19 protein-coding genes are annotated in these 23,830 nt (G+C 70.6%); 10 read left to right on the top strand and 9 right to left on the bottom strand.

Annotated features, from left to right (window positions below):
• Positions 1-12: 12 nt before the first annotated feature.
• The gene (locus SPR02S_RS15275; protein ID WP_019057847.1) at positions 13-1,998 is read right to left on the bottom strand and encodes an elongation factor G; all 1,986 of its coding nucleotides are present in this window, start codon (positions 1,996-1,998) and stop codon (positions 13-15) included.
• Positions 1,999-2,246: 248 nt separating this feature from the next.
• Between SPR02S_RS15275 and SPR02S_RS15270 the strand changes: the two genes are divergently transcribed.
• On the top strand, positions 2,247-3,353 hold the full coding sequence (locus SPR02S_RS15270) for an XdhC family protein (RefSeq protein ID WP_019057846.1): 1,107 nt from the start codon (positions 2,247-2,249) through the stop codon (positions 3,351-3,353).
• Positions 3,354-3,431: 78 nt separating this feature from the next.
• Here SPR02S_RS15270 and SPR02S_RS15265 read toward each other — a convergent pair whose 3' ends face one another.
• Positions 3,432-3,932, bottom strand: a complete 501-nt coding sequence (locus SPR02S_RS15265; RefSeq protein WP_019057845.1) for a metallophosphoesterase family protein — start codon at positions 3,930-3,932, stop codon at positions 3,432-3,434.
• Between the two features lie 86 nt (positions 3,933-4,018).
• On the opposite strand from SPR02S_RS15265, the gene SPR02S_RS15260 reads away from it, so the two are divergent.
• The 5 genes from SPR02S_RS15260 (at position 4,019) to rfbC (ending at position 9,303) form a co-directional block, all read left to right on the top strand.
• On the top strand, positions 4,019-4,480 hold the full coding sequence (locus SPR02S_RS15260; RefSeq protein ID WP_019057844.1) for a MarR family winged helix-turn-helix transcriptional regulator: 462 nt from the start codon (positions 4,019-4,021) through the stop codon (positions 4,478-4,480).
• Positions 4,477-5,880, top strand: coding sequence for an MFS transporter (locus SPR02S_RS15255; RefSeq protein WP_019057843.1), 1,404 nt, complete (start codon positions 4,477-4,479; stop codon positions 5,878-5,880). The genes SPR02S_RS15260 and SPR02S_RS15255 overlap by 4 nt, the downstream gene beginning before the upstream one ends.
• A 46-nt stretch (positions 5,881-5,926) precedes the next feature.
• Positions 5,927-6,520 carry a hydrolase gene (locus SPR02S_RS15250; protein ID WP_019057842.1) on the top strand — a complete coding sequence of 198 codons (594 nt, stop codon included), beginning with the start codon at positions 5,927-5,929 and terminating at the stop codon, positions 6,518-6,520.
• Positions 6,521-6,656: 136 nt separating this feature from the next.
• Positions 6,657-8,624: a glycosyltransferase family 2 protein gene (locus tag SPR02S_RS15245; RefSeq protein WP_019057841.1), complete on the top strand. Its 1,968-nt coding sequence runs from the start codon at positions 6,657-6,659 to the stop codon at positions 8,622-8,624.
• Between the two features lie 70 nt (positions 8,625-8,694).
• Positions 8,695-9,303, top strand: a complete 609-nt coding sequence (gene rfbC / locus SPR02S_RS15240) for a dTDP-4-dehydrorhamnose 3,5-epimerase (RefSeq protein WP_019057840.1) — start codon at positions 8,695-8,697, stop codon at positions 9,301-9,303.
• Here rfbC and SPR02S_RS15235 read toward each other — a convergent pair.
• The 6 genes from SPR02S_RS15235 to SPR02S_RS15210 all read right to left on the bottom strand — a co-directional run bounded on the left by SPR02S_RS15235 (position 9,293) and on the right by SPR02S_RS15210 (position 15,911).
• Positions 9,293-10,096: a class I SAM-dependent methyltransferase gene (locus tag SPR02S_RS15235; RefSeq protein WP_019057839.1), complete on the bottom strand. Its 804-nt coding sequence runs from the start codon at positions 10,094-10,096 to the stop codon at positions 9,293-9,295. The two genes, rfbC and SPR02S_RS15235, sit on opposite strands and share 11 nt — an antisense overlap.
• Positions 10,093-10,974, bottom strand: a complete 882-nt coding sequence (gene rfbD, locus SPR02S_RS15230; RefSeq protein ID WP_019057838.1) for a dTDP-4-dehydrorhamnose reductase — start codon at positions 10,972-10,974, stop codon at positions 10,093-10,095. Before rfbD ends, SPR02S_RS15235 begins: the two co-directional genes overlap by 4 nt.
• A complete protein-coding gene (gene rfbB, locus SPR02S_RS15225; protein ID WP_019057837.1) occupies positions 10,974-11,945 on the bottom strand; it encodes a dTDP-glucose 4,6-dehydratase in 972 nt (323 codons plus the stop codon). The genes rfbD and rfbB overlap by 1 nt, the downstream gene beginning before the upstream one ends.
• Positions 11,942-13,009 carry a glucose-1-phosphate thymidylyltransferase gene (locus tag SPR02S_RS15220; protein ID WP_019057836.1) on the bottom strand — a complete coding sequence of 356 codons (1,068 nt, stop codon included), beginning with the start codon at positions 13,007-13,009 and terminating at the stop codon, positions 11,942-11,944. The genes rfbB and SPR02S_RS15220 overlap by 4 nt, the downstream gene beginning before the upstream one ends.
• Positions 13,010-13,100: 91 nt before the next feature.
• Positions 13,101-13,385 carry a hypothetical protein gene (locus tag SPR02S_RS15215; RefSeq protein WP_019057835.1) on the bottom strand — a complete coding sequence of 95 codons (285 nt, stop codon included), beginning with the start codon at positions 13,383-13,385 and terminating at the stop codon, positions 13,101-13,103.
• 81 nt (positions 13,386-13,466) lie between these two features.
• Complete coding sequence (locus tag SPR02S_RS15210; protein WP_019057834.1) at positions 13,467-15,911, bottom strand: SpoIIE family protein phosphatase; 2,445 nt, start codon at positions 15,909-15,911, stop codon at positions 13,467-13,469.
• A 173-nt stretch (positions 15,912-16,084) separates the two neighbouring features.
• On the opposite strand from SPR02S_RS15210, the gene SPR02S_RS15205 reads away from it, so the two are divergent.
• Complete coding sequence (locus SPR02S_RS15205; RefSeq protein ID WP_019057833.1) at positions 16,085-18,232, top strand: SpoIIE family protein phosphatase; 2,148 nt, start codon at positions 16,085-16,087, stop codon at positions 18,230-18,232.
• A 71-nt stretch (positions 18,233-18,303) separates the two neighbouring features.
• Here SPR02S_RS15205 and SPR02S_RS15200 read toward each other — a convergent pair whose 3' ends face one another.
• Positions 18,304-19,716 (bottom strand): S1 family peptidase, encoded by a 1,413-nt coding sequence (locus SPR02S_RS15200; protein WP_019057832.1) that lies wholly within the window; start codon positions 19,714-19,716, stop codon positions 18,304-18,306.
• A 779-nt stretch (positions 19,717-20,495) separates the two neighbouring features.
• On the opposite strand from SPR02S_RS15200, the gene SPR02S_RS15195 reads away from it, so the two are divergent.
• From SPR02S_RS15195 to SPR02S_RS15185, 3 genes are all read left to right on the top strand, one after another.
• Positions 20,496-20,711 carry a hypothetical protein gene (locus tag SPR02S_RS15195; protein WP_019057831.1) on the top strand — a complete coding sequence of 72 codons (216 nt, stop codon included), beginning with the start codon at positions 20,496-20,498 and terminating at the stop codon, positions 20,709-20,711.
• A 93-nt stretch (positions 20,712-20,804) separates the two neighbouring features.
• Positions 20,805-21,611 carry an HlyD family efflux transporter periplasmic adaptor subunit gene (locus tag SPR02S_RS15190; protein ID WP_019057830.1) on the top strand — a complete coding sequence of 269 codons (807 nt, stop codon included), beginning with the start codon at positions 20,805-20,807 and terminating at the stop codon, positions 21,609-21,611.
• Positions 21,608-23,830, top strand: a complete 2,223-nt coding sequence (locus SPR02S_RS15185) for an NHLP family bacteriocin export ABC transporter peptidase/permease/ATPase subunit (protein ID WP_019057829.1) — start codon at positions 21,608-21,610, stop codon at positions 23,828-23,830. Before SPR02S_RS15190 ends, SPR02S_RS15185 begins: the two co-directional genes overlap by 4 nt.

The following is a 23,830-nucleotide window of genomic DNA, read 5'->3' as shown; positions in this document are numbered from 1 at the left end:
TGTTGACGCATTTCAGGCCACCCGACGCGTCACGTTCAACAGATACTCCTTCCTGTTCAACGGGTTGTGGTCGCTGCGTGCCCGTTCCGGAACGATCCCGTGCGCGACGGGCGCGTAGTGGTCGAAGGCGCTCTCCCACTCCCCCTCCCCACGCGTCAGCCCCGGCAACTGCCGCTCCAGCCCGTGCACTTGGGCCGCCGGTACCACCCCTTCCAGCACACAGAGCGACCCCTGCGTCTCGGTGGTCCGCGGTACGGCGCGCAGCGCGGCCAGCACCGGCAGCAGGGCGCCGAGCGTGTCGGCCGGGGCCTCGACACGGAACCGGTGCATCGGCTCGTACACCTGACTGCCCGACCGCCGCAGCGCCTCGACGAGGACGAGCGGGGTCAGCCCGCGGAAGTCGGCGCCGGTGCTCGACATGCTCTTGTCGAAGCCCTGGTGGGCATGGCTCTGCCGGGGCCAGTAACCGGAGTGCGTCATCGTGACCACGCAGTCGGTGAGCCGCCAGCCGTGCAGCCCTTGGCCGAGCGTCTCGCGCACGGTGTCCTCGACGGCCTTGAAGAAGGCGTACGGCATCGCGCCCAGTTCCACCTCCAGACCGAAACTCACCCCCGAGCCGACCGGGCCCGGTTCGACGCGCAGGCCGACCGTCGCGAGGAACGGGTTCGCGTCCTTCTTGATGAACTCGGCCGCCGCGCCCACTGCGACCGGCCGCTCGATGCACAGCGGAGTCGTCTCACGGAAGGTGACACGCACCCCGAACTCCTCGGCGAGCGTGGCCTGGATGACCTCCTTCTGGACCTCGCCGTAGAGGGAGACGGCGGTCTCCTGGCGCACCTCGTCGTGGCGCAGGCCGATCAGCGGGTCCTGTTCGGCGAGTTGGGTGAGCGCGAGGTGCAGCGCGCGCCGGTCGGCGTCCGGGCCCGGGACGACGACGGTTTCGAGGGTCGGCGGCGCGAAGAAGTGCCCAACTGCCTTCCTCGGTACGCCGATCGAGTCCCCGATCTTGATCTCGCCGAGTCCCCACAGCCTGCCGATCCGGCCCGCCGGGACGGAGTCGGAGCCGATGTCCGTGCCGTGGTCGAAGACGCTGACCGAGGTGACCTTGCCCTCTTCACGAATGCCGCCGGTGTCGCTCGCGTCGCCGAAGGTGATCCGGTCGCGGGTGCGGAGGGTGCCGGAGAACATCCGCGCGTAGGCGACCTTCTCCCCCGCGAGGCCGCGCTCGACCTTGAACACCGAGCCGGAGAGCGGGCCTTGAGGGTCGCCCTCGGCGGCGGGGAGCAGTTCCTTGATTCCGGTGATCAGCGCGTCGACGCCGGCGCCGGTGATGGCCGAGCCGAAGTAGACCGGGTGCACGAGGGCTTGCCGGGTCTGGGCGGCGAGGGCGGTGCGCAGGAGGTCGTAGGACACGGTGTTCTCGACGTACGCGGTGAGCAGTTCGTCGTCGTGCTCGGCGAGGACGGCGGGTGCGCCCGGGCCGAGCCCCGGCCGGAAACCGGCAGCGCGGGTACCGATTCCCTCGACCGAGCCCATGGGGACGACGGCCGCCCTGAGCCGTTCGGAGAGCGCCGACAGGAGGTTGTCGTAGCGGGCTCCGCGGCGGTCGATCTTGTTGACGAAGAGGAGCGTCGGGATGCGCAGCCGCTGGAGTGTGCGCATCAGGATGCGGGTCTGCGGCTGGACGCCCTCGACGGCCGAGACGACCAGGACCGCACCGTCGAGCACGCCGAGGACGCGCTCCACCTCGGCGATGAAGTCCGGGTGACCGGGGGTGTCGATCAGGTTGACGGTCACGTCGTCGACCGGGAACGAGACGACGGCCGACTTGATGGTGATGCCGCGCCGCCGCTCCAGCGCGAGGGTGTCGGTGCGGGTGTTCCCGTCGTCGACGCTGCCGATCTCGTCGATCACGCCGGCCGAGTGCAGGAGGCGCTCGGTCAGGCTGGTCTTACCTGCGTCTACGTGCGCGAGAATCCCGAGGTTGAGCAAGTGCACCTGGTGTCATGTCCTTTGGTGAGGGGGTCGTTCCTTCCTGGGCGGACATGAACGGTGCGCGCATCTCAGTACTCCTCGGTCGTCGCTGACTCGTCCTTGGTAGTTCAGCAGGACCGGCGCGGCGGCGGCAACGGAATTACGCCCAGCCGGGCGTTCGGGAGATGGGCGCGTGGCGCTCCGATGCAGGCCAGAGCCTGGATGCAAGGCTTGCGGCGTCCGGCAGTGGGCGGTGGTGACAGGAGCCGAGCATGCGTGACCTTCTTCCGGTGCTGAGCGGCTGGTACGCCGCGCGCGCCCCGTTCGGCCTGGCCACGGTGGTCGCGGTCAGCCGCAGCGCGCCGCGCGACCCCGGCGCGGCGATGGCGGTGGGTCCGGACGACGAGGTCGTGGGCAGTGTGTCCGGCGGCTGTGTGGAGGGGGCGGTCTTCGAGCTGGCGCGGGAGGTCGTGGCGGGCGGTGAGGCGCGGCTGGGAACCTTCGGGTACAGCGACGACGACGCGTTCGCGGTCGGGCTCACCTGCGGCGGCGAGATCACCGTGCTGGTACGGCCCGTGACGCCCGAGGCCGATCCCACGTTCGGGGCGGTCGCGCGATCGGTCGCCGCGGGTGAGCCGGTGACGGTGGCGACGGTGACCGACGGACCGGCACCGCGCGGATCCACGCTCGCCGTGTGGCCCGACAGGGTGGACGGCACGCTCGGCTCGACCGGCCTCGACGTGGCGGTCACCGCCGACGCCCGCGGTGAACTCGCCCTCGGGGCAACGGGGTTGCGGCACTACGGCCCGCGCGGTGAGCGACGCGAGGACTCCGTCAGCGTGTTCCTGCACTCCTTCGCACCCCCGCCCCGGATGCTGGTCTTCGGCGCGATCGACTACGCGGCGGCGGTCGCCCGCATCGGCGACTTCCTCGGCTACCGGGTCACCGTGTGCGACGCCCGCCCGGTGTTCGCGACGCCGAAGCGCTTCCCGGCGGGCGTGGAGGTGGTCGTGGACTGGCCGCACCGCTATCTGCACGGCACGGACACCGACGAGCGCACGGTGATCTGCGTCCTCACCCACGACCCGAAGTTCGACGTACCGCTCCTGGAGGAGGCGCTGCGCCGCCCGGCCGCGTACATCGGGGCGATGGGCAGCCGCCGTACCCACGACGAACGCATGCGGCGACTGCTCGAATCCGGCCTGGAGGAGGGCGAGTTGGCCCGCCTGCGCTCACCGGTCGGCCTCGACCTCGGGGCGCGTACGCCGGAGGAGGTGGCCGTGTCCGTGGCGGCCGAGATCGTGGCGCTGCGGTGGGGCGGCACGGGGGCTCCGCTCACGGGGGCGGCGGGGGCGATCCATCGGGCGCCGTCGGAATGATCGGTGCGTCACCGTGGCGGCAGCCGACGCGGCTCTGGTTCCGTCACCTCGGCGGCAGCCGGTGTGGCTCTGGATCCGTCACCTCGGCGGCAGTTGGTGCAGTACGAGGTCCGTCAGCGTGCCGTCCGTGACCGTCGCCGTCATGTACGTGCAGTGCGGCTGGCGGCGCCGGTCGGTCGGGGAGCCCGGGTTCAGCAGGCGCAGCCCGCCGGCAGCCGTCGTATCCCAGGGAATGTGGCTGTGCCCGAAGACCAGCACGTCCAGGTCGGAGAAACGGGCCGCGCAGCGCGCCTCGCGGCCCTGGGCGGGGCCCGTCTCGTGGACGGCGCCGAAGCGCAGGCCGCCCAGTTCGGCGTATGCCGACTCGGGGAGCCTGGCGCGCAGTTCGGGCCCGTCGTTGTTGCCGTAGACGCCGACGAGCCAACGGCTGCGGCTCTCCAAAAGGTCGAGGGTGGCCGTGTCGACCCAGTCGCCGGCGTGGAACACGACGTCGGCGCGCGGGAGTTCGGCGAGGAGTGGCGCGGGGAGTTCCTTGGCGCGCTTGGGGAGGTGGGTGTCGGACATCAGCAGCAGTCGCACGGCCTCAGCCTAGGGGCCGCAGATCTTCAGGTTAACCTGTTCAGTTTCAACTGGACAGGTTAACCTGTGAGTCTTACGGTGAGGGCATGGATCACCAGCTCACCGGCGCGCCCGCGGGCATCTCCGAATCGGCGGCCCGCTCCGCACGCGACCTGCGGGTGGTGTTCAGCCGGCTGCGGCGCAGACTGCGTGAGGTCGCGGCGGACGAGGACCTCACCCCCTCGCAGGAGTCGGCCCTCACGCTGGTCGGCAAGCACGGCGCGGCCACGGCCAGCGCCCTGGCGTCCGCCGAGGGGGTCAGGCCTCAGTCGATGGCCGCCACTCTCGCCGCCCTCGACCAGCACGGGCTGATCCGGCGCAGCCCCGATCCCGAGGACGGCCGTAGACAACTCGTCACGCTCACCGAGGCCGGACGCGCGCGGATCGAGGACAACCGGCAGGTCCGCGAGGAGTGGCTCGCGCGCGCCTTCGAGGACCGGTACACCGAAACGGAACGGCGGACGATCCTCGACGCGCTGACGTTGCTGGAACGGCTGTCCGAGCAGTGATATCGAAGCCCACCCGGGCGCTACGGGCCACACGCCCCGCCCCCACCGGCTTCGACCGGCGCCTGATCGCGCCGATGGTCCTCGGCTCCGTTCTCAACCCGATCAACTCCTCGATGATCGCCGTGGCCCTGGTGCCGATCGGCATCGCTTTCGGGGCGCCGCCCTCGGAGACGGTCTGGCTGGTCTCGGCGCTGTATCTCGCCACGGCCGTGGGGCAGCCGGTCATCGGGCGGCTCGTCGACATGCACGGGCCGCGGCGTCTCTATCTCATCGGTACGGCCCTGGTCGGCATCGCCGGAGTCATGGGCGCCCTCGCGCCGTCGCTCGACGTGCTGATCGCCGCCCGGGTCCTGCTCGGGTTCGGCACCTCGGCCGCGTATCCGGCCGCGATGCAGCTGACCCGCAGCGAGGCCGAACGCACCGGCGAGGACAGCCCGGCCGGTGTCCTCACCGGGCTGGCCGTCTCCGCCCAGACGGTGTCGGTGATCGGACCCACGCTCGGCGGCTTCCTCATCGGCGTCGGCGGCTGGCGCGCGATCTTCACCGTCAACGTGCCGCTGTCCGTGGCCTGTCTCGTCCTCGGCGCACTGCGACTGCCGAGGATGAGCAAGGACAAGGACACGACCGGCACCCGCCGCGATGTCGACCCGCCCGGCATGCTGCTGTTCGCCGTCATGCTGGTCTCGCTGATGATGTTCCTGACCGCCCCCAAGCTCTCCGAGTGGTACCTCCCGCTCCTCAGCGCCGCAGCGGCCGTCGCCTTCGCGAGACGTGAACTCCGCGTCCCGGAACCCTTCGTCGACCTGCGCGTCCTCGGCGGCAATCTGCCCCTGGTGACCACGTACATACGCCAGTTCCTCGGCTACACCACTTCGTACGCCTTCCTCTACGGCTTCACGCAGTGGCTGGAGGAGGGGCGCGGGCTGCACGCCTCCGCCGCCGGGCTCGTGCTGCTGCCCCTGTCGGTCACCGCCCTCGGTGTCTCCACCCTCACCGGGCGCCGTGAGGCGGTCCGCGCCAAGCTGCTCGTCGGCGGTGTCGTCCAGATCGCGGGCTGCGCCGTGCTGTTCCTGGTCGGCTCGGGCAGTCCGGTGTGGCTGCTGCTCGTCGTCGGCGCCGTGCTGGGCGTACCGCAGGGTCTGTTGGGTCTGGCCGGGCAGAACGCCCTGTACCGGCAGGCCGAGCCCGCGCGCATCGCGTCGGCCGCCGGACTGCTGCGCACCTTCATGTACCTCGGCGCGCTGGCCGCGTCGGCGGCCACCGCGGCCTTCTTCCCGCACCGCGCCGACACCCCGGGACTGCACGGCCTGGCCCTGTTCATGGGGATCGGGTCGGCGCTGCTCCTGGCGATCACCCTGCCCGACCGTTCCCTGCGCACCCTCACCCCCAAGACCGTCTGAGCCCCCGTATCTCCTGATCTCCTGATCTCCTGAAAGGCCTTCTCCCATGGCACTCACCACCCTCGACCCGCGCACCGCCCTCGTCGTGATCGACCTCCAGGGCGGCATCGTCGGCGCCCCGACCCAGCCGTACAGCGGGCCCGAGGTCGTCGCCCGTACCGTCGAACTCGCCGAGGCCTTCCGGGCCGCCGACCTTCCCGTGGTGCTGGTCCGGGTCACCTTCGCCGCCGACGGCGCGGACGCGGTCCCCGGCCGCAACGAGCAGCAGCGGCCCGGCGGTGGGACCCGCCCCGAGGGCTGGGACGTCATCGTCGACGAGTTGGCCGGCCACTCCGGCGACATCCACGTGACCAAGCGGAACTGGGGTGCCTTCCACGGCACCGACCTCGACGTACAGCTGCGGCGCCGCGGGATCACGCAGATCGTGCTGACCGGCATCGCCACCAGCATCGGCGTCGAGTCCACCGCCCGGGCCGCCCACGAGCACGGCTATCACGTGACGCTGGCCACGGACGCGATGAGCGACCTGGACGCCGTCTCGCACACCCACAGCATCGAGCGGATCTTCCCGCGGCTGGGCGAGACGGGTACGTCCGCCGAAATCCTGGAACTTCTGGCCAAGTCCCACGACGTGAGGTGACGTCCGTCCACGTCGGGTTAACCGTTGCCCAACACCGGCCCAATGGGCGGCATCGAGACAGACCGGGTTAGCATCAGCCCACCGCGCCGTTCCACGACTGGGGACGGGCAGCGCAAACAAGGGGGCTAGAAGCCGGATGTCGGTCAAAGTCAGTGTCGTCGTCCCTGTCTACAATCCAGGGCCTTATATCGAGGATTGCATCTCCTCTCTCCTCAGGCAGTCGCTGCCTAACGACGAGTACGAGGCGATCTTCGTCGACGACGGCTCGACGGACGGCACGCCCGCTCGGCTCGACGAGATCGCCGCCGAGCACCCCCACATGCACGTGATCCACCAGGAGGCGTCGGGCTGGTCGGGCAAGCCCCGCAACGTCGGGATCGCCGCCTCCAAGGGCGAGTTCGTCATGTTCGTCGACAACGACGACTACCTCGGTGACGAGGCCCTGGAGCGGATGTACGAGTACGGCGTGGCCAACGGCGCCGACGTCATCGTCGGCAAGATGGCCGGCAAGGGCCGCGCCGTACCCGTGGAGTTGTTCCGCAAGAACTATCCGCACGCGTCGGTCGCGACCGCGCCGCTGATGGACAGCCTCACCCCGCACAAGATGCTCCGCCGAGCGTTCCTCGACCGCATCAACCTGCGGTTCCCCGAGGGGCGTCGGCGCCTGGAGGACCATGTCTTCGTGACGGAGGCCTACCTCGCCGCGGACAACGTCGCCGTGCTCAGCGACTACGTCTGCTATTACCACATCAAGCGCGAGGACGCCTCGAACGCCGGCTTCCAACGCTTCGACCCCGTCGGCTACTTCAAGAACCTGCGCGAGGCCCTCGACGTCGTCGAGAAGTACACCGAGCCGGGTTCGGCCCGCGACAAGATCTTCCGCCGCTGGCTGCGCGTGGAGATGATGGAGCGCCTCGGCGGCGGCCGGCTGCTCAAGGTCCCGGACGACTACCGCCGTGAGCTCCTCAAGGAGATCCGCGGTGTCATGACCGAGCGCTTCGGCCCCGGTGTCGCGGCCGGTCTCGGCCCGCGGCTGCGGGTCGTCGCGGCCCTCGCCGCCGCCGACCGCTACGACGACCTCGTCGAGCTGGCCGAGTGGGAGGCCTCCCTCAAGCCGACCGCGGTCCCCGGCGAGATCGAGTGGCGCGACGGCAAGCTGCTCGTCCACTACCAGGCCGAGTTCGTCATCGACGGCAAGCCGGCCGTCTTCGAGGCCAAGGGCGCCCCCGCTCCCAAGCACCCGGAGCCGAAGACCCTCGCCGAGGCGACGGCCATGCTGACGGCCGACGCCACCGCCAACTTCAAGAAGGCCACGGCCGACCTCGTCGTCCGCGAACGCACCAGCGCCGCCTCGCACTTCCAGCCCATGGAGATCTCGCACGAGACGATCGCCGACGGCGCCGGCGTCCGCCTGGTACTGCACGCCACGGCGACGATCGACCCCGCCACCGCGGCCGTCGGCGCCCCGCTGAGCAGCGGCCTCTGGGACACCTACGTCCGCGTCGTCATCGGCTCCTGGAACAAGGAGTGCCGCCTCGGCCCGGTCCCGCAGCACGGCGAGAACGCCGGGCACGCCGGTGTCGTCGCCGGCCAGGTCATGCTCCCGTACTACACGGAGCCGCACGGCAACTTCTCGCTGGACATCGACAAGGCGAGCAAGCGCCTCGGCCTCGCCGACCTCAAGCCCGACGACTTCACGGTCACCGGCGCCCGCGTCGGCGTCCTGCTCCCCTTCTACGTCCCGGCCACCACCGACGTACTGCTGCGGCTGACGCACAAGTCGTCGGGTACGACGCTGGACGTGCCCGGTGTGGTCTCCCCCGAGTCCTCCGGCGCACGGCTCGCCGCCGAGGTGCCGGCCGCGGATCTGAAGGACGCGGCGTGGAACGCCTCGGTCTGCCTGACCCCGGCCGCGACCGGACAGCGTTTCCTGGGGCTGCCGGTGCGGCTGACCGGTGACGCCGGCGGTATCCGGGTGGAGGCGGCGCCGAAGGCCGCCAAGCCCGCCGAGCCCAAGCCGGCGCCGAAGCCGGTGGCCGCCAAGCCCAAGCCGGGGCTGGCCCGCCGGGTGGCGCGCAAGCTGAAGCGCGTGCTGAGCAAGTAGCGGTACCCGAGAGCGAGTTGCGGTACCCGAGCAAGCAGTAGTACCCGAGCAAGTCGGAGGACGGAAGAACGTGCGATCACTGGGGATTGAAGGCGCCTGGGTCCTGGAACCCAAGGTCTTCCCTGACGACCGGGGCAGTTTCCACGAGTGGTACCGGGGCGAGGAGTTCCGCGAGGCCACCGGGTACGACCTGGCTCTGTCCCAGGCCAACTGCTCGGTCTCGCGGCGTGGTGTGGTGCGCGGAGTGCACTTCTCCGACGTGCCGCCGAGCCAGGCGAAGTACGTCAAGTGCGTGCGCGGCGCGGTCCTCGACGTGATCGTGGACATCCGCGTCGGCTCTCCCACGTTCGGTCAGTGGGAGGCCGTCCGGCTGGACGACGACACCAAGCACGCCGTGTTCCTCGCGGAGGGTCTCGGGCACGCGTTCATGGCGCTGACCGACGACGCGACGGTGGTGTACCTGTGCTCGACGGGTTACTCCCCCGGCCGTGAGCACGGGATCAACCCGCTCGACCCGGCGCTGGGCATCGCCTGGCCGGAGGGCTTCGAGCCGGTGCTGTCCGACAAGGACGCGGAGGCTCCGACACTGGCAGAGGCGGAGCAGTCAGGACTTCTTCCGTCCTACGCGGACTGCTCCGCCTACTACGAGCGACTGCGGAGTGGCCGGCTCAGCGACTGACGCTGAGCTGCTCCACCGAGCGGCGCAGGGGCTCCCAGCCGCGGGACCGCTTGGTCCCGCGGTCCCGCGCTTTGGCGAGGGGGCCCCAGAAACCGGCGCCGAGCAGCGCCTCGGGCTTCACCGCGGTGGTGCGCTCCAGGATCGCCTCGGGCACCTTCTGCGGGTCCGGGACCTCGAACTCGGCGACGATCTCGTCGTACTTGTCCTTGAGGACCGTGCTGCTGGGGTCGGCGCCGAAGACCACGAGCTGGCCCGTGGGCTGGGTGTCGACCAGGACCGTCACCAGGTCGGGACGGTAGCGGTTGAGGATCTCGACGAGCTTGTAGACGTCACCGGTCCAGGCGTCGGTGTGCCGGTCCCGCGCCGCCTCGTCGATGCTGCGGGGCAGCATGTCGTCGAAGACGATGACGCTGGCCCAGTCCGAGTGCTTCTCCACGTTGATGAAGTCGCGCAGCGCGTACTCGAACAGGTGCATGCCGTCGATGAACGACAGGTCCAGCGTGGTGGTCTTCCACCAGCCCAACGGGCTCCGGTTGCGGGCCAGTTGACGCAGCGGGTGACGACCGCCGCGCAGGTGCACCAGCGGGTTGTCCCGGGCGAAGAAGTCGTCACTGGTCGCCTTGGCCAGGTGGACGTCACAGCGGATCTCCGTGACCACCTTGAACGCGGGATCGATCGCAACACTGGGCACCCGGGAGAGCGTCAGGCTGCGGCCGTCGTTGACGCCGATCTCCAGGTAGTTGCGGTTCGCGGTTGACTTGTGGAGCCCCCGCAGGAACTCATGACGTTTCACGAAGAAATCTCCTTGCGGATGTGAGGAAGTGCTTCGTGCAGGGCGGACCGCCAGTCCCTCGGCGGTTCCAGACCGACCTCCCGCCACCGCTCGTGCCCGAGGGCGCTGTAGGCGGGGCGGGGCGCGGGACGGACGAAGGCCGCGCTCGTGGTGGGGCGGACACGCTCCGGGTCTGCGTCGATGAGCCGGAACACCTCCTGTGCGAGACCGTGCCAGCTGGTCTCACCGGAGCTGGTCGCGTGGAACACCCCGTGCGCGCCTTCGACTTGGCCGATGCGCTCGCCGAGATCGGCGATCCGCACGGCGACGTCGGCGGTCCAGGTCGGTTGACCGTGCTGGTCGTCGACGACGTCGAGAGTGTCGCGCCGTGCCTCCAGCTCGATCATTGTGCGGACGAAGTTACCCCCACAGGCTCCGTACAGCCAAGCCGTGCGCACGACCGCGCTCGCACCGGGCAGTTCGGCCAACACGGCCTGCTCCCCCGCGAGTTTGGTCCGGCCGTACGCGGTGCGCGGGGCGGTGGAGTGATTCTCCGGGTACGGCGTGCTGCGGGCCTCGCCGTCGAAGACGTAGTCGGTGGAGACGTGCACCAGGCGCGCGCCCGAGGCGGCGCAGGCGCGGGCGAGGAGCCGGGGCCCCTCGCCGTTGATGCGAAGGGCCCGCTCCTCGTCGGTCTCGGCGTCGTCGACGGCGGTGTACGCCGCGCAGTTCACCACCACGTCGGGGTGGTGTTCCGCGAACGCCCGGTCCACCGACGCGGGGTCGGTGATGTCCAGGGCGGCGCGGTCGAGACCGACGAACTGCTCACCGCGGCGGGCGAGTTCCTCCAGCACATCGTGGCCGAGCATCCCGCCGGCACCGGTGACCAGCCACTTCATCAGCCGCGCTCCACCCGTGCCTTGAGGGGCTCCCACCAAGCGCGGTTGTCGCGGTACCAGGCGACGGTGTCGGCCAGGCCGCTCGCGAAGTCGTGCTGCGGCTGGTAGCCCAGCTCGTCGTGGATCTTGGACCAGTCGACGGAGTAGCGCAGGTCGTGACCCTTGCGGTCCTCGACGCGCTCGACCCGGTCCCAGTCGGCGCCACAGGCTTCGAGCAGCAGGCCGGTGAGCTCCTTGTTGCTGAGCTCGGTGCCGCCGCCGATGTTGTAGACCTCGCCGGCCCGACCCTTGGTGCGCACCAGCTCGATGCCCTGGCAGTGGTCCTCGACGTGCAGCCAGTCGCGGACGTTGAGGCCCTCGCCGTAGAGCGGGACCTTCTTGCCGTCGAGGAGGTTGCTGACGAACAGCGGGATGACCTTCTCGGGGAACTGGTGCGGCCCGTAGTTGTTCGAGCAGCGGGTGACGCGCACGTCCAGGCCGTGGGTGCGGTGGTAGGCCAGGGCGAGCAGATCCGAGGACGCCTTCGACGCGGAGTACGGCGAGTTCGGTGCCAGCGGGTGGGTCTCGGGCCAGGAGCCGGTCTCGATGGAGCCGTAGACCTCGTCGGTGGAGATGTGCACGAACGGGGTGCGGTAGCGCAGGGCCGCGTCCAGCAGGACCTGGGTGCCCACCACGTTGGTGCGGACGAAGTCGGCGGCGCCGTTGATCGAGCGGTCCACGTGGGACTCGGCCGCGAAGTGGACGACCTGGTCCGCCTCGGCCATCAGCTTGTCGACCAGTTCGGCGTCGCAGATGTCGCCCTGGACGAACTCGAGGCGCGGGTGGCCTATTTCGAGGTTGTCGAGGGTGCCCGCGTACGTGAGCTTGTCCAGCACCGTGATGCGGGGCGCGTCGGCCGCGTCCGAGGCGAGGAGCGTGCGGACGTACGTGGAACCGATGAAGCCGGCGGCGCCGGTGACGAGGAGATTCATGAACGGATCTGCACCTTGCTGTGGTCTCCGAGAACGAGGCGGTGGGCGCTGGGTACCCCCGGAGCGGGGGTCACTTCGACGTGCTTGCCGATGAGCGAGGACTCGATCCGGCCCACCCCGGCGATGGACGAGTCCTGCAGCACTATGGAGAACTCCAGCTCACTGTCAGTGATCCGGCAGTTCTCCGCGACCGAGGTGAAGGGGCCGACGTAGGAGTCGCTCACCACGGTTCCGGCCCCGATGATGACGGGTCCGACGATGCGCGAGCGCTCGATGCGCGCGCCCTCTTCGATCACCACGCGGCCGATGGTCTCGGACACGTCGTCCACCTCGCCGTCGATGCGGCGGTCCATGCTCTCCAGGACGGTCCGGTTGACCTCGAGCATGTCGACGACGTTGCCCGTGTCCTTCCAGTAGCCGTGGATGACCGAGGAGCGCACGTCGGCGCCGTCGTCGATCAGCTGCTGGATGGCGTGGGTGATCTCCAACTCGCCGCGCCAGGACGGCTTGATGGCGCGTACGGCGTCGTGGATGGCGGGCGTGAAGAGGTAGACACCGACCAGAGCGAGGTCGCTCTTGGGGTGCTCCGGCTTCTCCTCCAGGCCGATGACCTGGCCGGATTCGCTGAGTTCGGCGACGCCGAAGGAGCGCGGGTCGGGCACGTGGGTGAGGAGGATCTGCGCGTCGGGCTTGTTGGCCTGGAAGCCCTCGACGAGACCGGTGATGCCGCCGACGATGAAGTTGTCACCGAGGTACATCACGAAGTCGTCGTCGCCGAGGTACTCGCGCGCGATCAGTACGGCGTGGGCCAGTCCGAGGGGACGGTCCTGCGGGATGTAGGTGATCTTCAGGCCGAACTTCGACCCGTCACCCACCGCCTCCTCGATCTCCGCCGCGGTGTCACCGACGATGATGCCGACCTCGGTGATGCCCGCGTCGGCGAGTGATTCGATCCCGTAGAAAAGGACGGCCTTGTTGGCCACCGGGACGAGCTGTTTTGCCGATGTGTGTGTGATCGGCCTCAGGCGGGATCCAGTGCCGCCGGAGAGAACGAGAGCCTTCATCGCTTCACCTTAGCGTCATCTTCGGACGTGCATCGTTCCTCCCTATGTTCGTTTATTACGACCGGCCAACAATGAGGAGGCTATGAGGTGTCTAGCCGTCCGACGGACCGGACAAATCATCCGCGGCCCGTGCCACGTCCGCCTCCACCTCGGCCCGGTCGAGGCCCTCGTCCCGCGCGTACTCGTCGGCGGCGGCCTGCGTGTCACGGGCGAGGTCGCGCCAGGCCCGCCAGGCGGTCTCGTAGGTGACGGTCTGGGCCTCGGTCCAGGGTTCGTGGGCGGGGGCTCCCAGGGAGTCCCGCATCTCCTGCACCCGGGCGCGTGCCGCTTGGGCCGCGCGGTGCTTCTCGACCAGTTCTTCGAAGGTGTGTGCCACAAGCACGCACCCCATCACGCCACGGGGGCCCGACCGTCCCGACCTGCCGCCATACGTCCGCACAGGCACCCGTGCGGCGGTCTACCTGTCGAGGGCGATCTCGGCCCACACCTGTTTGCCGCCGCTCACCGGCACCGTTCCCCAGCCCGACGACATGGCCTCGACGAGGAGGATGCCGCGCCCGCCGGTGGCCTCCCAGCCGATGCTGGTCGGTTTGACCGGGGTACGCGGTGAGGAGTCAGCGACGGCGACGCGGAACCGGTGGTTGACGAGGGTGAGGTCGAGACGGACCGGGCCGTCGGTGTGCACCAGGGCGTTGGTGACCAGTTCGGAGACGACGAGCAGGATGGTGTCGGTCTCCTCGGTGACGCCCCAGGTGCGCAGGGTGCGCTTGGTGAAGCGGCGGGCGTGCCGGGCCGCCTCGGGGACGCGCCACACCGTCCAGTTCTCCCGAAGGGGGCGGGTCGCCAGGCCGTCGTAGCGCATGAGGAGGAGGGCTACGTCGTCCTCGCGGCGGGCGTTGCCCAGCAGGGCGTCGGCGACGAGGCCGAGGTGGGCGGGGTCGGACACGGCGAGGCCGAGCGCGAGCCGGTCGAGGCCCTCGTCGATGTCGGCCTCCTTGGACTCCACGAGGCCGTCGGTGGTGAGGGCGATGACCGTGCCGGGCTGGAGCCGCAGCGGGCTCATGGGGAAGTCGGCCTGGGTCACCACGCCGAGCGGTGGTCCGCCGTCCGCGTAGGGGATGTCGGTGCTGCCGTCCGGGTGCCGCAGGACGGGCGGGAGGTGACCGGCACGGACGTACCAGGCGAAGCCCTCCTCCAGGTCGACGTCGACGTAGCAGCAGGTGGCGAAGAGGTCGGTCTCCAGGTCGATGAGGAGGCGGTTGGCGTGCGAGACGACCACGTCGGGCGGGTGTCCCTCGACGGCGTAGGCGCGCAGTGCGGTGCGCATCTGGCCCATGAGGGTGGCGGCGCCCGCGTTGTGGCCCTGGACGTCGCCGATGACGAGGGCGACATGGTTGTCGGGCAGCGGGATCACGTCGTACCAGTCGCCGCCGACCTCGAGCCCGGCCGTGGTCGGCAGATAGCGGGCGACGGCGATCGCGCCGGGCAGGTTCGGCAGTCGGCGCGGCAGCAGTTGGCGCTGGAGCATGCCGACGAGTTCGTGCTCGGCGTCGAAGGCGTGGGCGCGCATCAGGGCCTGGCCCGCGAGGCCGGCGGAGGCGGTGAGCAGGGCGCGTTCGTCGGGGCCGAAGACGTGCGGGTCGTCCCAGCCGATGAGGCAGGCACCGGACACCCGGCCACCGGCGGAGAGCGGCAGGACGGCGAGGCCGCCGGGTCCGACCTCGGCGAGGGCGGGTTCCAGGTCGGTGCCCGCGGGCCAGATCGCGGCGCGGCCCTCGCGCAGGGCGGCGGCGAGGGTGGGCATCGTGCGGACGGGTGCGTCGGGCCATTCGCTGCGCCACTCCAGGCGCCACAGCTCGGGCCAGGCCTCCGGTTCGGGCGGGTCGAGGACGGTGACGACGAGCCGGTCGCCCTCCAGTTCAGCGAGCGCGATCCGGTCGGCGCGCAGCGGTTTGCGCAGGGCGGCGACCACGGCCTGGCTGACGTCACGGACCGTGCCGGCCATGGCGAGCGCGGCGGCGAGGCGCTGGACGCGGGCCACGTCGTTGACGCCGGAGCGCAGTTGGGAGGCGGCACCGACGGTGCCGACGAGGCGGGCGGGGCGGCCGTCGCCGCCGGGCAGGAGCCGACCGCGCAGCCGCAGCCACTTCGGTGTCCCCGAGGGCTGGAGCACCCGGAACTCCAACTCCCGGTCGCCGATGGCCATGTGGTCGGCCTCGACGACGGACATGAGTGAGGGCAGGTCCTCCGGCACGGTCAGCCCGAGCAGGGTCTCGACCTTGCCGTCGAAGTCGCCGGGGCCGAGCCCGAACAGGTCCAGGACGTCGCCGCCGACCTCGACCCGCCCGGTGTCCATGGCCAGGTCGAAGGCGCCCGCGGCCAGGTCCTCGCCGACCAGGGCCTCGGCCGGTACCGGGATCGCGACCGCCTCGGCGATCAGCGCGAGGCACGCGCGGTCCTCGGCGTCGAAGCCGTCCGGGCGTTCGCTCACCGCGAGCAGACAGCCGCCGCCCCGGTCACCGCGCACGGGCAGCGCCGCCAGATGGAACTCCCCCGACGGCAGCCGACGCGCGTCGCAGCCCGCAGCCAGTTCCGCGGGGCCGAACCACACCGCGTCCCCGGTCCTGCGCACCTCGGCGACCGGTGATCCCCCGGACGCCGGATAGCCGTCCCGCAGCCCGTACAACGTGCGCGGCACCCCGACCGACTCGACCAGGCACAGGAGGTCGGCGTCGTCGCCGGGTGTGTACACCCCGGCGAAGCTCGCGTCGGCGAAGACGAGGGACTGTTCGAGGACGCGGCGCAGCCGTTCGCGGGAGCCGAGATCGATCGTGAGCGTCTTGAGGGCAAGTTCGGCACGCAGCGTTCGCGCTCCGCGTCCCTCAGTGCCCTCACTGACCACGTCCGCAATTACAGCGCTTATGCGCCGACTGCGCAGCCCCTGTGACCGTTCCGTGGAGATGAGGGTCCGGATGGTCCCCTCCGCCGGGGCCGTCGCTCGCCGTGCGCGTCGGGCTCCCAGGGTGGAGCCTGATCACCAGGACCAGGACCAGGACCGTACGGCCGGGCGAGGAGGTGGTCGGCGTGTCCGACGCGCAGGCGTCCCGGCGGACACCGGTCGGGCGGCCGACGCTCTCTCTCGCGCTGGCCGCGATGATGGACGGCGTCCACGCGCACTCGGGTGCGGTGTATCTGCTGACGCCCGACGAACCGGTGCTGGAGATGGCGGTCATGGCCGGGCTGCCCCGCGCCTTCGCGGCGCCCTGGGAGCGGGTCGGGCTGAGCGCGCCGATCCCGGTGGCCGAGGCGGTGCGCGAGCGGCGGCTGATCTGGATCGGCGGTGAGGAGGACATGGCCCGCCGCTATCCGCGCATCGCGGTCGTGCTGCCGTACCCCTTCGCGCTGGCGGCCGTGCCCGTGGCCACGGCTTCCACGGTGTACGGCTCGGTCTTCGTGACCTGGCCCGGTTCGCATCCGCCGGTCCTCTCCGACCGGGACCGCGAGCAGCTGACCACCGCCTGCGACCGGCTCGCCCTGCGGCTGGAGCGGGCCGTCGAGGAGCGGCAGCCGTTGCGCGCGGAGCACGATCTGCTCGCCACCGGGCCCGCGGCGAGCGTGGCCGGGACGCTGGGCACGGTGGAGGCGGCGCGGATGGTGGCCCGGCTGCCGTACGGGCTGTGTTCGCTGGATCTGCACGGACGGGTCGGCTTCGCGAACGCGGCGGCCGGGGAGCTGCTCGGCAGGTCGGTGAGCAGTCTGCTGGGCACCCAGTTGTGGGCGGCGGTGCCCTGGCTCAACGACCCGGTGTACGAGGACCGTTACCGGGCCGCGCTGCTCAGTCAGCAGGTCACGTCGTTCGTGGCGCTGCGGCCGCCGGGCGAGTGGCTGTCGTTCCGGCTGTATCCGAACACGACCGGGCTGAGCGTACGGATCAGCCGGGCGCGGGCGGTGACGGAGCTGAGCCGGGCGGCACCGGAGCCGGGTGAAGGGCCGTCGCGCCTGGTGACCATCTCGCAGGTGCTGAGCCTGGCCGGGGCGCTCACCGAGGCGGTGGGGGTGGAGGACGTGGTGCAGCTGATCGCGGACGAGGTCGCCCCGGCCGTGGGCAGTCAGGCGCTGGTGGTGCTCGGTTCGCAGGGCGGGCGGCTGCATGTGCTGGGGCATCGCGGCTATCCGGACCCGCGGCTCGTGGAGCGCTTCGACGGGATGGCGCTGGACGGGTCGACGCCGGGGACGGCCGCCCTGAACAACGGGGTGCCCGCGTTCTTCGACTCCCGGCGGGAGCTGGAACGGCTGTATCCGAGCCGGCACGCGACGCCCGACGGCTTCGCGGCCTGGGCCTATCTCCCGCTGATCGCGTCCGGACGCCCGGTCGGCACCTGTGTGCTGGCCTACGGCGAGCCGCATGTCTTCCCGGCGGACGAACGGGCCGTGCTGACGAGTCTGGGCGGGCTGATCGCACAGGCGCTGGAGCGTGCGCTGCTCTACGACGCGAAGAACCAGCTGGCGCACGGCTTGCAGGAGGCGCTGCTGCCGCACTCACTGCCGCCGCTGCCGGGCATCGAGGCCGCCGCCCGCTATCTGCCCGCCACCCAGGGCATGGAGATCGGCGGCGACTTCTACGACCTGGTGACGTCCGAGGGACTCGCGGCGGTGATCGGTGACGTACAGGGGCACAACGTGACCGCGGCCGGGCTGATGGGGCAGATCCGGACCGCCGTCCGCGCGTACACGACCGTCGGTCAGGCTCCTGCGGAGGTCATGCGCAGCACCAACCGGCTGCTGATCGACCTCGGGTCCGAGCTCTTCGCGAGCTGTCTGTATCTACGGCTCGATCCCGCGCGCGGTACGGCCGTGATGGCGCGGGCCGGTCATCCGCCGCCGTTGCTGCGCCGCCCCGACGGGCGGGTACGGGTGCTGGACCTGGCGGGCGGCCCGCTGCTGGGCATCGACGCCGACGCCGTCTATCCGACGACCGAGGTCGATCTCGCGCCCGGTTCCGTCCTCGCCCTCTACACCGACGGGCTCATCGAGTCACCCGGCGTCGACATCGAGGACGCGCTGGCCGAGCTGGGTCAACGCCTCGCAGCGGCCGGGGACTTGCCGCTGGAGGAGATCGCCGACGAACTGGTGCGGCACAGTGCCGCGGCCCAGGAGCGGATCGACGACGTGGCGCTGCTTCTGCTGCGGGCCCGGGAGCCGGGACCGGATCAACTGCCGTGAACGCAGGGCGGTCCGGCCCTCCCGCCGGAGGGCCGGACCGATCCACCGCCGACCTGATGGAAGGGGTCGGATCAGTGGTTCGAGGTGAGCGAGGAGCCGTCGTCGGCCCCGTTGCCGCTCTGGTCCTCACCGGTACCGGTGCCGGTGCCGTCGGTCGCGGACGGGTCGACAGCGCCGGACTGGTCACCGGTGCCGTCGGTCGCGTTCGGGTCCACGACGCCGGACTCGTCGCCCGTGCCGTCGGTGGCCGACGGGTCGGCGGCGGTGGCCGACGGGTCGGCGGCGGTGGCCGACGGGTCCGCCGTGGCGGTGTCGTCGCCCGCACCCGCGCCGGCACCGGCGTCACCGAGGGTGGCCCCGGTCGCCGTCAGCGCGGCGGTGACCGGCTGGAAGAAGGTCTCGCCGCCGGCGGTGCAGTCGCCGCTGCCGCCGGAGGTGAGGCCGACCGCGCCGCCGTCCTGGGTGAAGAGCGAGCCGCCACTGTCACCCGCCTCGGCGCAGACGTCCGTCTGGATGAGGCCGTTGACGGTGTCGACACCGTTGGGGTCGGTCTCGCTCTGGAAGTTGACCGTCGCGTCGAGGCCGGTGACCGTGCCGTCGTGCAGACCGGTGGTGGAGCCCATCCGGAAGACCTGCGTGCCGACCGTGGCGTCCTCGGCCTGGGTGATCTGGACGGTCTGGCCGTTGCCCACGTTGACGTCGCTCGTGGTCTGCGTCGCCGGGTCGTCGTACTTCACGAGGGAGAAGTCGCTGACGGGGAACGTGGCCTGGTCGACCGTGGCGATCGGGGCGCCGTCCTGCGAGTCGGACCACTGCTTCGCCGCGACGCCGCAGTGTCCGGCGGTCAGGAAGGCGGGGGTGCCGTCGCTCGCGGTGACGTTGAAGCCCAGCGAACAGCGCACGCCGCCCTGGTCGGTCTGGGCGAAGATGGCGTCGCCGCCCGAGACCAGCGTCTTGAAGGAGCCGCCGGTCTTCTTGACGGTGGCCATGTCGGTGCCGAGGCTCTTGACCGTCGAGAGCACGGTGTCCCACTTGGTGCCCGTGACGGTGCTGTCGGCGAGGACCTGGATCTTGTTGGTCTTCGGGTCGACCGACCAGGCGGTACCGGGGACGGTCGCCTTGGTCTTCAACACCTGGGCGGCGGCGGTGAGTTCGGCGGTGCTGTTCTGCACCTCGCGCACCTTGGCGCCGGCCTTCTCCGCCTGCACGACCACGTTGTTGTTGTCGCCGGAGATCACGTTGACGACGAGCTGCTGGGTGGCGCTGTCGTAGTAGGACCCGGCGAAGGCGTCGCCCAGCAGTCCGGCGATCTGCGAGGAGAGGTCGGAGGCGCCCGTCGCCTTGAGGGTCTTGGGGGTGGCGGCGCCTGCCGAGTTGTCCTGGGACGCGTTGGCGTTCGGCAGCAGGATCGCCGCCGCTCCGAGAGCAGCGACACCTCCGACGGCTATAACGGCCTTGCGCTTCGGAATTCGCTTGTGACTCAAACTGCTCGACCTCCTGGGGACCGGGGTCTGTGCCGCCGGGGCGGCGGCTTATGGGGGGCGCCTGGATGCCCGTTGATACGCACGTGTCACGTGGGGCGTTCAATTCCGTTTCCCAACTTCCTTTGCGAAACCGGGAATCGGCCATGCGCAAGCCCTGACCTGGCGGGGGTACGAAGTGGCTGCGGGCCAGTCCCGACGGCGTTGTGGCCGGGGTCCGTCCGGTGCGTGGTGGGCGGGCGGATGTCTTGATCGAATCGGTGCCGCTCAAACCTGCCCGTGCGAGTGGGCAGTTCACACACTCCCGGTCCCTTCCCGATCCACACCCGGACCGACACGGACCGCGACCGGTCGACAACGGTCCGTCGAGAACAGTCGACGGAATCCTCGCTTCAGGGAATCTGCACAGCGCGTACCCAACGAAGTCACCGGTCTCCACGGATCTGCACATGCACACGCCCCCGGGAACGTCTTTGGTGGGGAGTGCCCGATTCCGCTTCGACGCCGCAAGCCCTCCCGCGGAGTGATGCCGCGCGGTGTGTGAAGAAGTCGCCGACACCTCGTGCCCACGCCTGCACGGTTCGTGGCTCCTGGGGCTCAAGTGCCCTGGTGGGACCGGAGATTGATTGGCTGCGTCCGCCCGCAGCGTGCTTTGATCCATCGCACCGCAGGAGCCGAACGGGTTCCGGAAACGGCGCCCGGCGCCTGCGGTCGCGGCCGTCGTCTGTCCCCAGAGGGGGCCGCTCCCCCTTGTGAATATCCATATGAAGGGAAGTTCCCCCATGAACTCCACCCCCCAGGTTGAGACCGTCGAGATCTCCGACGCCGAGCTCGACAACGTCTCCGGCGGTCTGGCCCTGAACGCCCTCAGCACCGTCACCGGTGTGGTGGACGGCATCGCCCCCGTCTCCGGCCTGGTCGACACGGTCGTCGGCACCGTCGAGGGTGTCACCGGCCTGAGCGTGTCCCCGGTCACGAACCTGGTCTCGGGTCTCTGATCGCACCTTGTTCCACTGAGTCCCGGAGCCGTTTCCCGGCTCCGGGACTCTTGGATGCCGTAAAAGATCTCTCCCCTAGGTGAGGGAAGTTCCGTGCAGTTCCGCCAACAGGCCCTCGCCAAGCTCCAGTCGCCCGAAGAGCTCGATCTTCCGGTGCGCTTCGCGCGTCCCCAGGGCTGGCTCGTGCTCTCCGTGACGGTGCTCGTCGTGGCCGCCGCGTCCGTGTGGGCGGTGACCGGCTCGGTGGCGTCGACCGTCAGCGCGTCCGCCATCCTCACGCACGGGGAGGGCAGTTACATCCTGCAGAGCCCCGTGGCCGGACAGGTCACCGCCGTCCTCGCGGAGGAAGGCGAACGGCTCCCCGCCAACTCGCCCGTCCTCAAGGTCCGTTCGAGCGACGGCGACTCCGTCGTGCGTACGGTCGCCGCGGGCCGGATCACCGCGCTCGCCGCCACCATCGGCCAGATCATCCAGACCGGCGCGAACGTCGCCGCCGTGGAGAAGGTCGCGCACGCCACCGACCCGCTGTACGCGACGGTGTACGTGCCCGCCGAGAACGCGGCCTCCATCCCCGCGAACGCCGCCGTCGACCTGACCGTCTCGTCGGCTCCGACACAGACGTACGGCGTGCTGCGCGGCCGGGTGAAGGCGGTGGACCGGTCCGCCGAGTCGGCGCAGCAGATCGCCGCGTTCCTCGGGGACAGCCAGCTCGGTGAGCAGTTCACCAAGAAGGGCAGGCCGGTGGCCGTCCTGGTGAAGCTCGACAAGTCGGCGCGGACGAAGAGCGGTTACAAGTGGTCGTCCCAGGACGGACCCCCCTTCGCCCTCACCTCCATGACCATGGCCTCGGCCTCGATCCGGCTGGCCGATCAGCGCCCCCTCGATTGGCTGCTGCCATGAGCCCCGCACAGGACACCCGTTCACGGCGCCGCTCCGCCCCGCCGAAACGCCCGGTCCCCAAGGGCCGTGTGAAGACGGTCCGTTCACCGACCGTCCTCCAGATGGAGGCCGTCGAGTGCGGCGCCGCCTCCCTCGCGATGGTCCTCGGCTTCTACGGCCGCCACATCCCGCTGGAGGAACTGCGCATCGCCTGCGGTGTCTCCCGCGACGGCTCCCGCGCCAGCAACCTCCTTAAAGCGGCGCGCAGTTACGGCCTCACGGCCAAGGGCATGCAGATGGACACCGCCGCCCTCGCCGAAGTGCGGTCCCCCGCAGTCCTGTTCTGGGAGTTCAACCACTACGTCGTCTACGACGGCATGGGCCGCCGCTTCGGTCGGCGCGGGGTGTTCATCAACGACCCCGGCAAGGGCCGCCGGTTCGTGCCGATGGAGGACTTCGACTCCAGTTTCACCGGTGTCGTCCTGGTCATGGAGCCGGGCGACGGTTTCGAGAAGGGCGGGCGCAAGCCGGGTGTCCTCGGCGCGATGCCGGCCCGGCTGCGCGGTACCGCGGGCACGATGCCCGCCGCCGTGCTCGCGAGTCTGCTGCTGGTGCTGGTCGGTGCGGCGATGCCCGCGCTCAGCCGGACCTACATCGACATGTTCCTGATAGGTGGTCAGACGTCCCTGCTGGGCGTCCTGTTCACGTCGATGGGCGCCTGCGTGCTGCTCACCCTGGCGCTGACCTGGCTCCAGCAGGCGAACCTGCTGCACGGCCGCATCATCTCCTCCACACTCTCCAGCGCCCGCTTCCTGCGCCATCTGCTGCGGCTGCCGGTGACGTTCTTCTCCCAGCGCAGCCCGGCCGACCTGGTGCAGCGCCTCCAGTCGAACGACGCCGTCGCCGAGACCCTGGCCCGTGACCTCTCGGCGGCGGGCGTGGACGCGGTGGTCGTGGTGCTCTACGCGTTCCTCCTCTATACGTACGACCCCCAACTCACGTACCTGGGCATAGGTGTCGCCCTGCTGAACGTGGTGGCGATGCGGGTGGTCATCCGGCTGCGGGCGACCCGTACCGCGAAGTTGCGCGCCGACAGCGCCCGGCTCACCAACACGGCGTACACCGGGCTCCAGTTGATCGAGACGATGAAGGCGACCGGCGGTGAGGACGGCTACTTCCGCAAGTGGGCCGGACAGCACGCCACCACCCTGGAGGAACAGCAGCGGCTCGGTGTGCCGAGCGCCTGGCTGGGCGTGGTCGCGCCGACGCTCGCCTCGCTCAACAGCGCGCTGATCCTGTGGATCGGCGGCATGCGAGCCGTGGAGGGCGGCATCTCGGTCGGCCTGCTCGTTGCCTTCCAGGCGCTGGTCACCCGCTTCACCGCGCCGATCACCCGGCTCAACGGCGTCGCGGGCCGCATCCAGGACTTCGCGGCCGACGTGGCCCGCCTCAAGGACGTCGAGAACTTCCAGGCCGATCCCCTCTACTCCCGTGCCGGCGGCGCCGATTCGACCCGCCGACTGCAAGGCCACGTCGAGCTGGAGAACATCACCTTCGGCTACAGCCCGCTCGACAAGCCGCTGCTCACCGGTTTCGACCTGACGGTCGGCCCGGGTCAGCAGGTGGCGCTGGTCGGCGGCTCCGGCAGCGGCAAGTCCACGGTCTCCAGGCTGATTTCGGGCCTCTACACGCCCTGGGAGGGCGTGATCCGCATCGACAACCACCGGCTGGAGGACATCCCGCGCGGCGCCCTCGCCGCCTCCGTCTCCTTCGTCGACCAGGACGTCTTCCTCTTCGAGGGCTCGGTCCGCGACAACGTGGCGCTGTGGGACCCGTCGATCCCGGACGAGGCCGTCACGGACGCGCTGCGCGACGCGGCCCTGTACGACGTGGTGATGCGGCGGCCCGGCGGTATCCACAGCAGGGTCGAGCAGGACGGGCGCAACTTCTCCGGCGGTCAGCGTCAACGCCTGGAGATCGCGAGGGCGTTGGTGCGCAGGCCCAGCATCCTGGTCCTCGACGAGGTGACGAGCGCCCTGGACGCGGAGACCGAGCTGGTCGTGATGGACAACCTGCGCAAGCGCGGCTGTGCCTGTGTGGTGATCGCACACCGGCTCAGCACCGTGCGCGACAGCGACGAGATCGTCGTCCTCGAACACGGCACGATCGTGGAACGCGGGCGGCACGACGCCCTGGTGGCGGCCGGCGGCGCGTACGCCACGCTGGTCAAGGAGCGGTGA

Origin of the sequence: Streptomyces prunicolor NBRC 13075, assembly GCF_000367365.1 — a bacterium.
Taxonomy (GTDB): Bacteria; Actinomycetota; Actinomycetes; order Streptomycetales; family Streptomycetaceae; genus Streptomyces; species Streptomyces prunicolor.
This window is presented reverse-complemented; position numbering and strand designations above follow the sequence as displayed.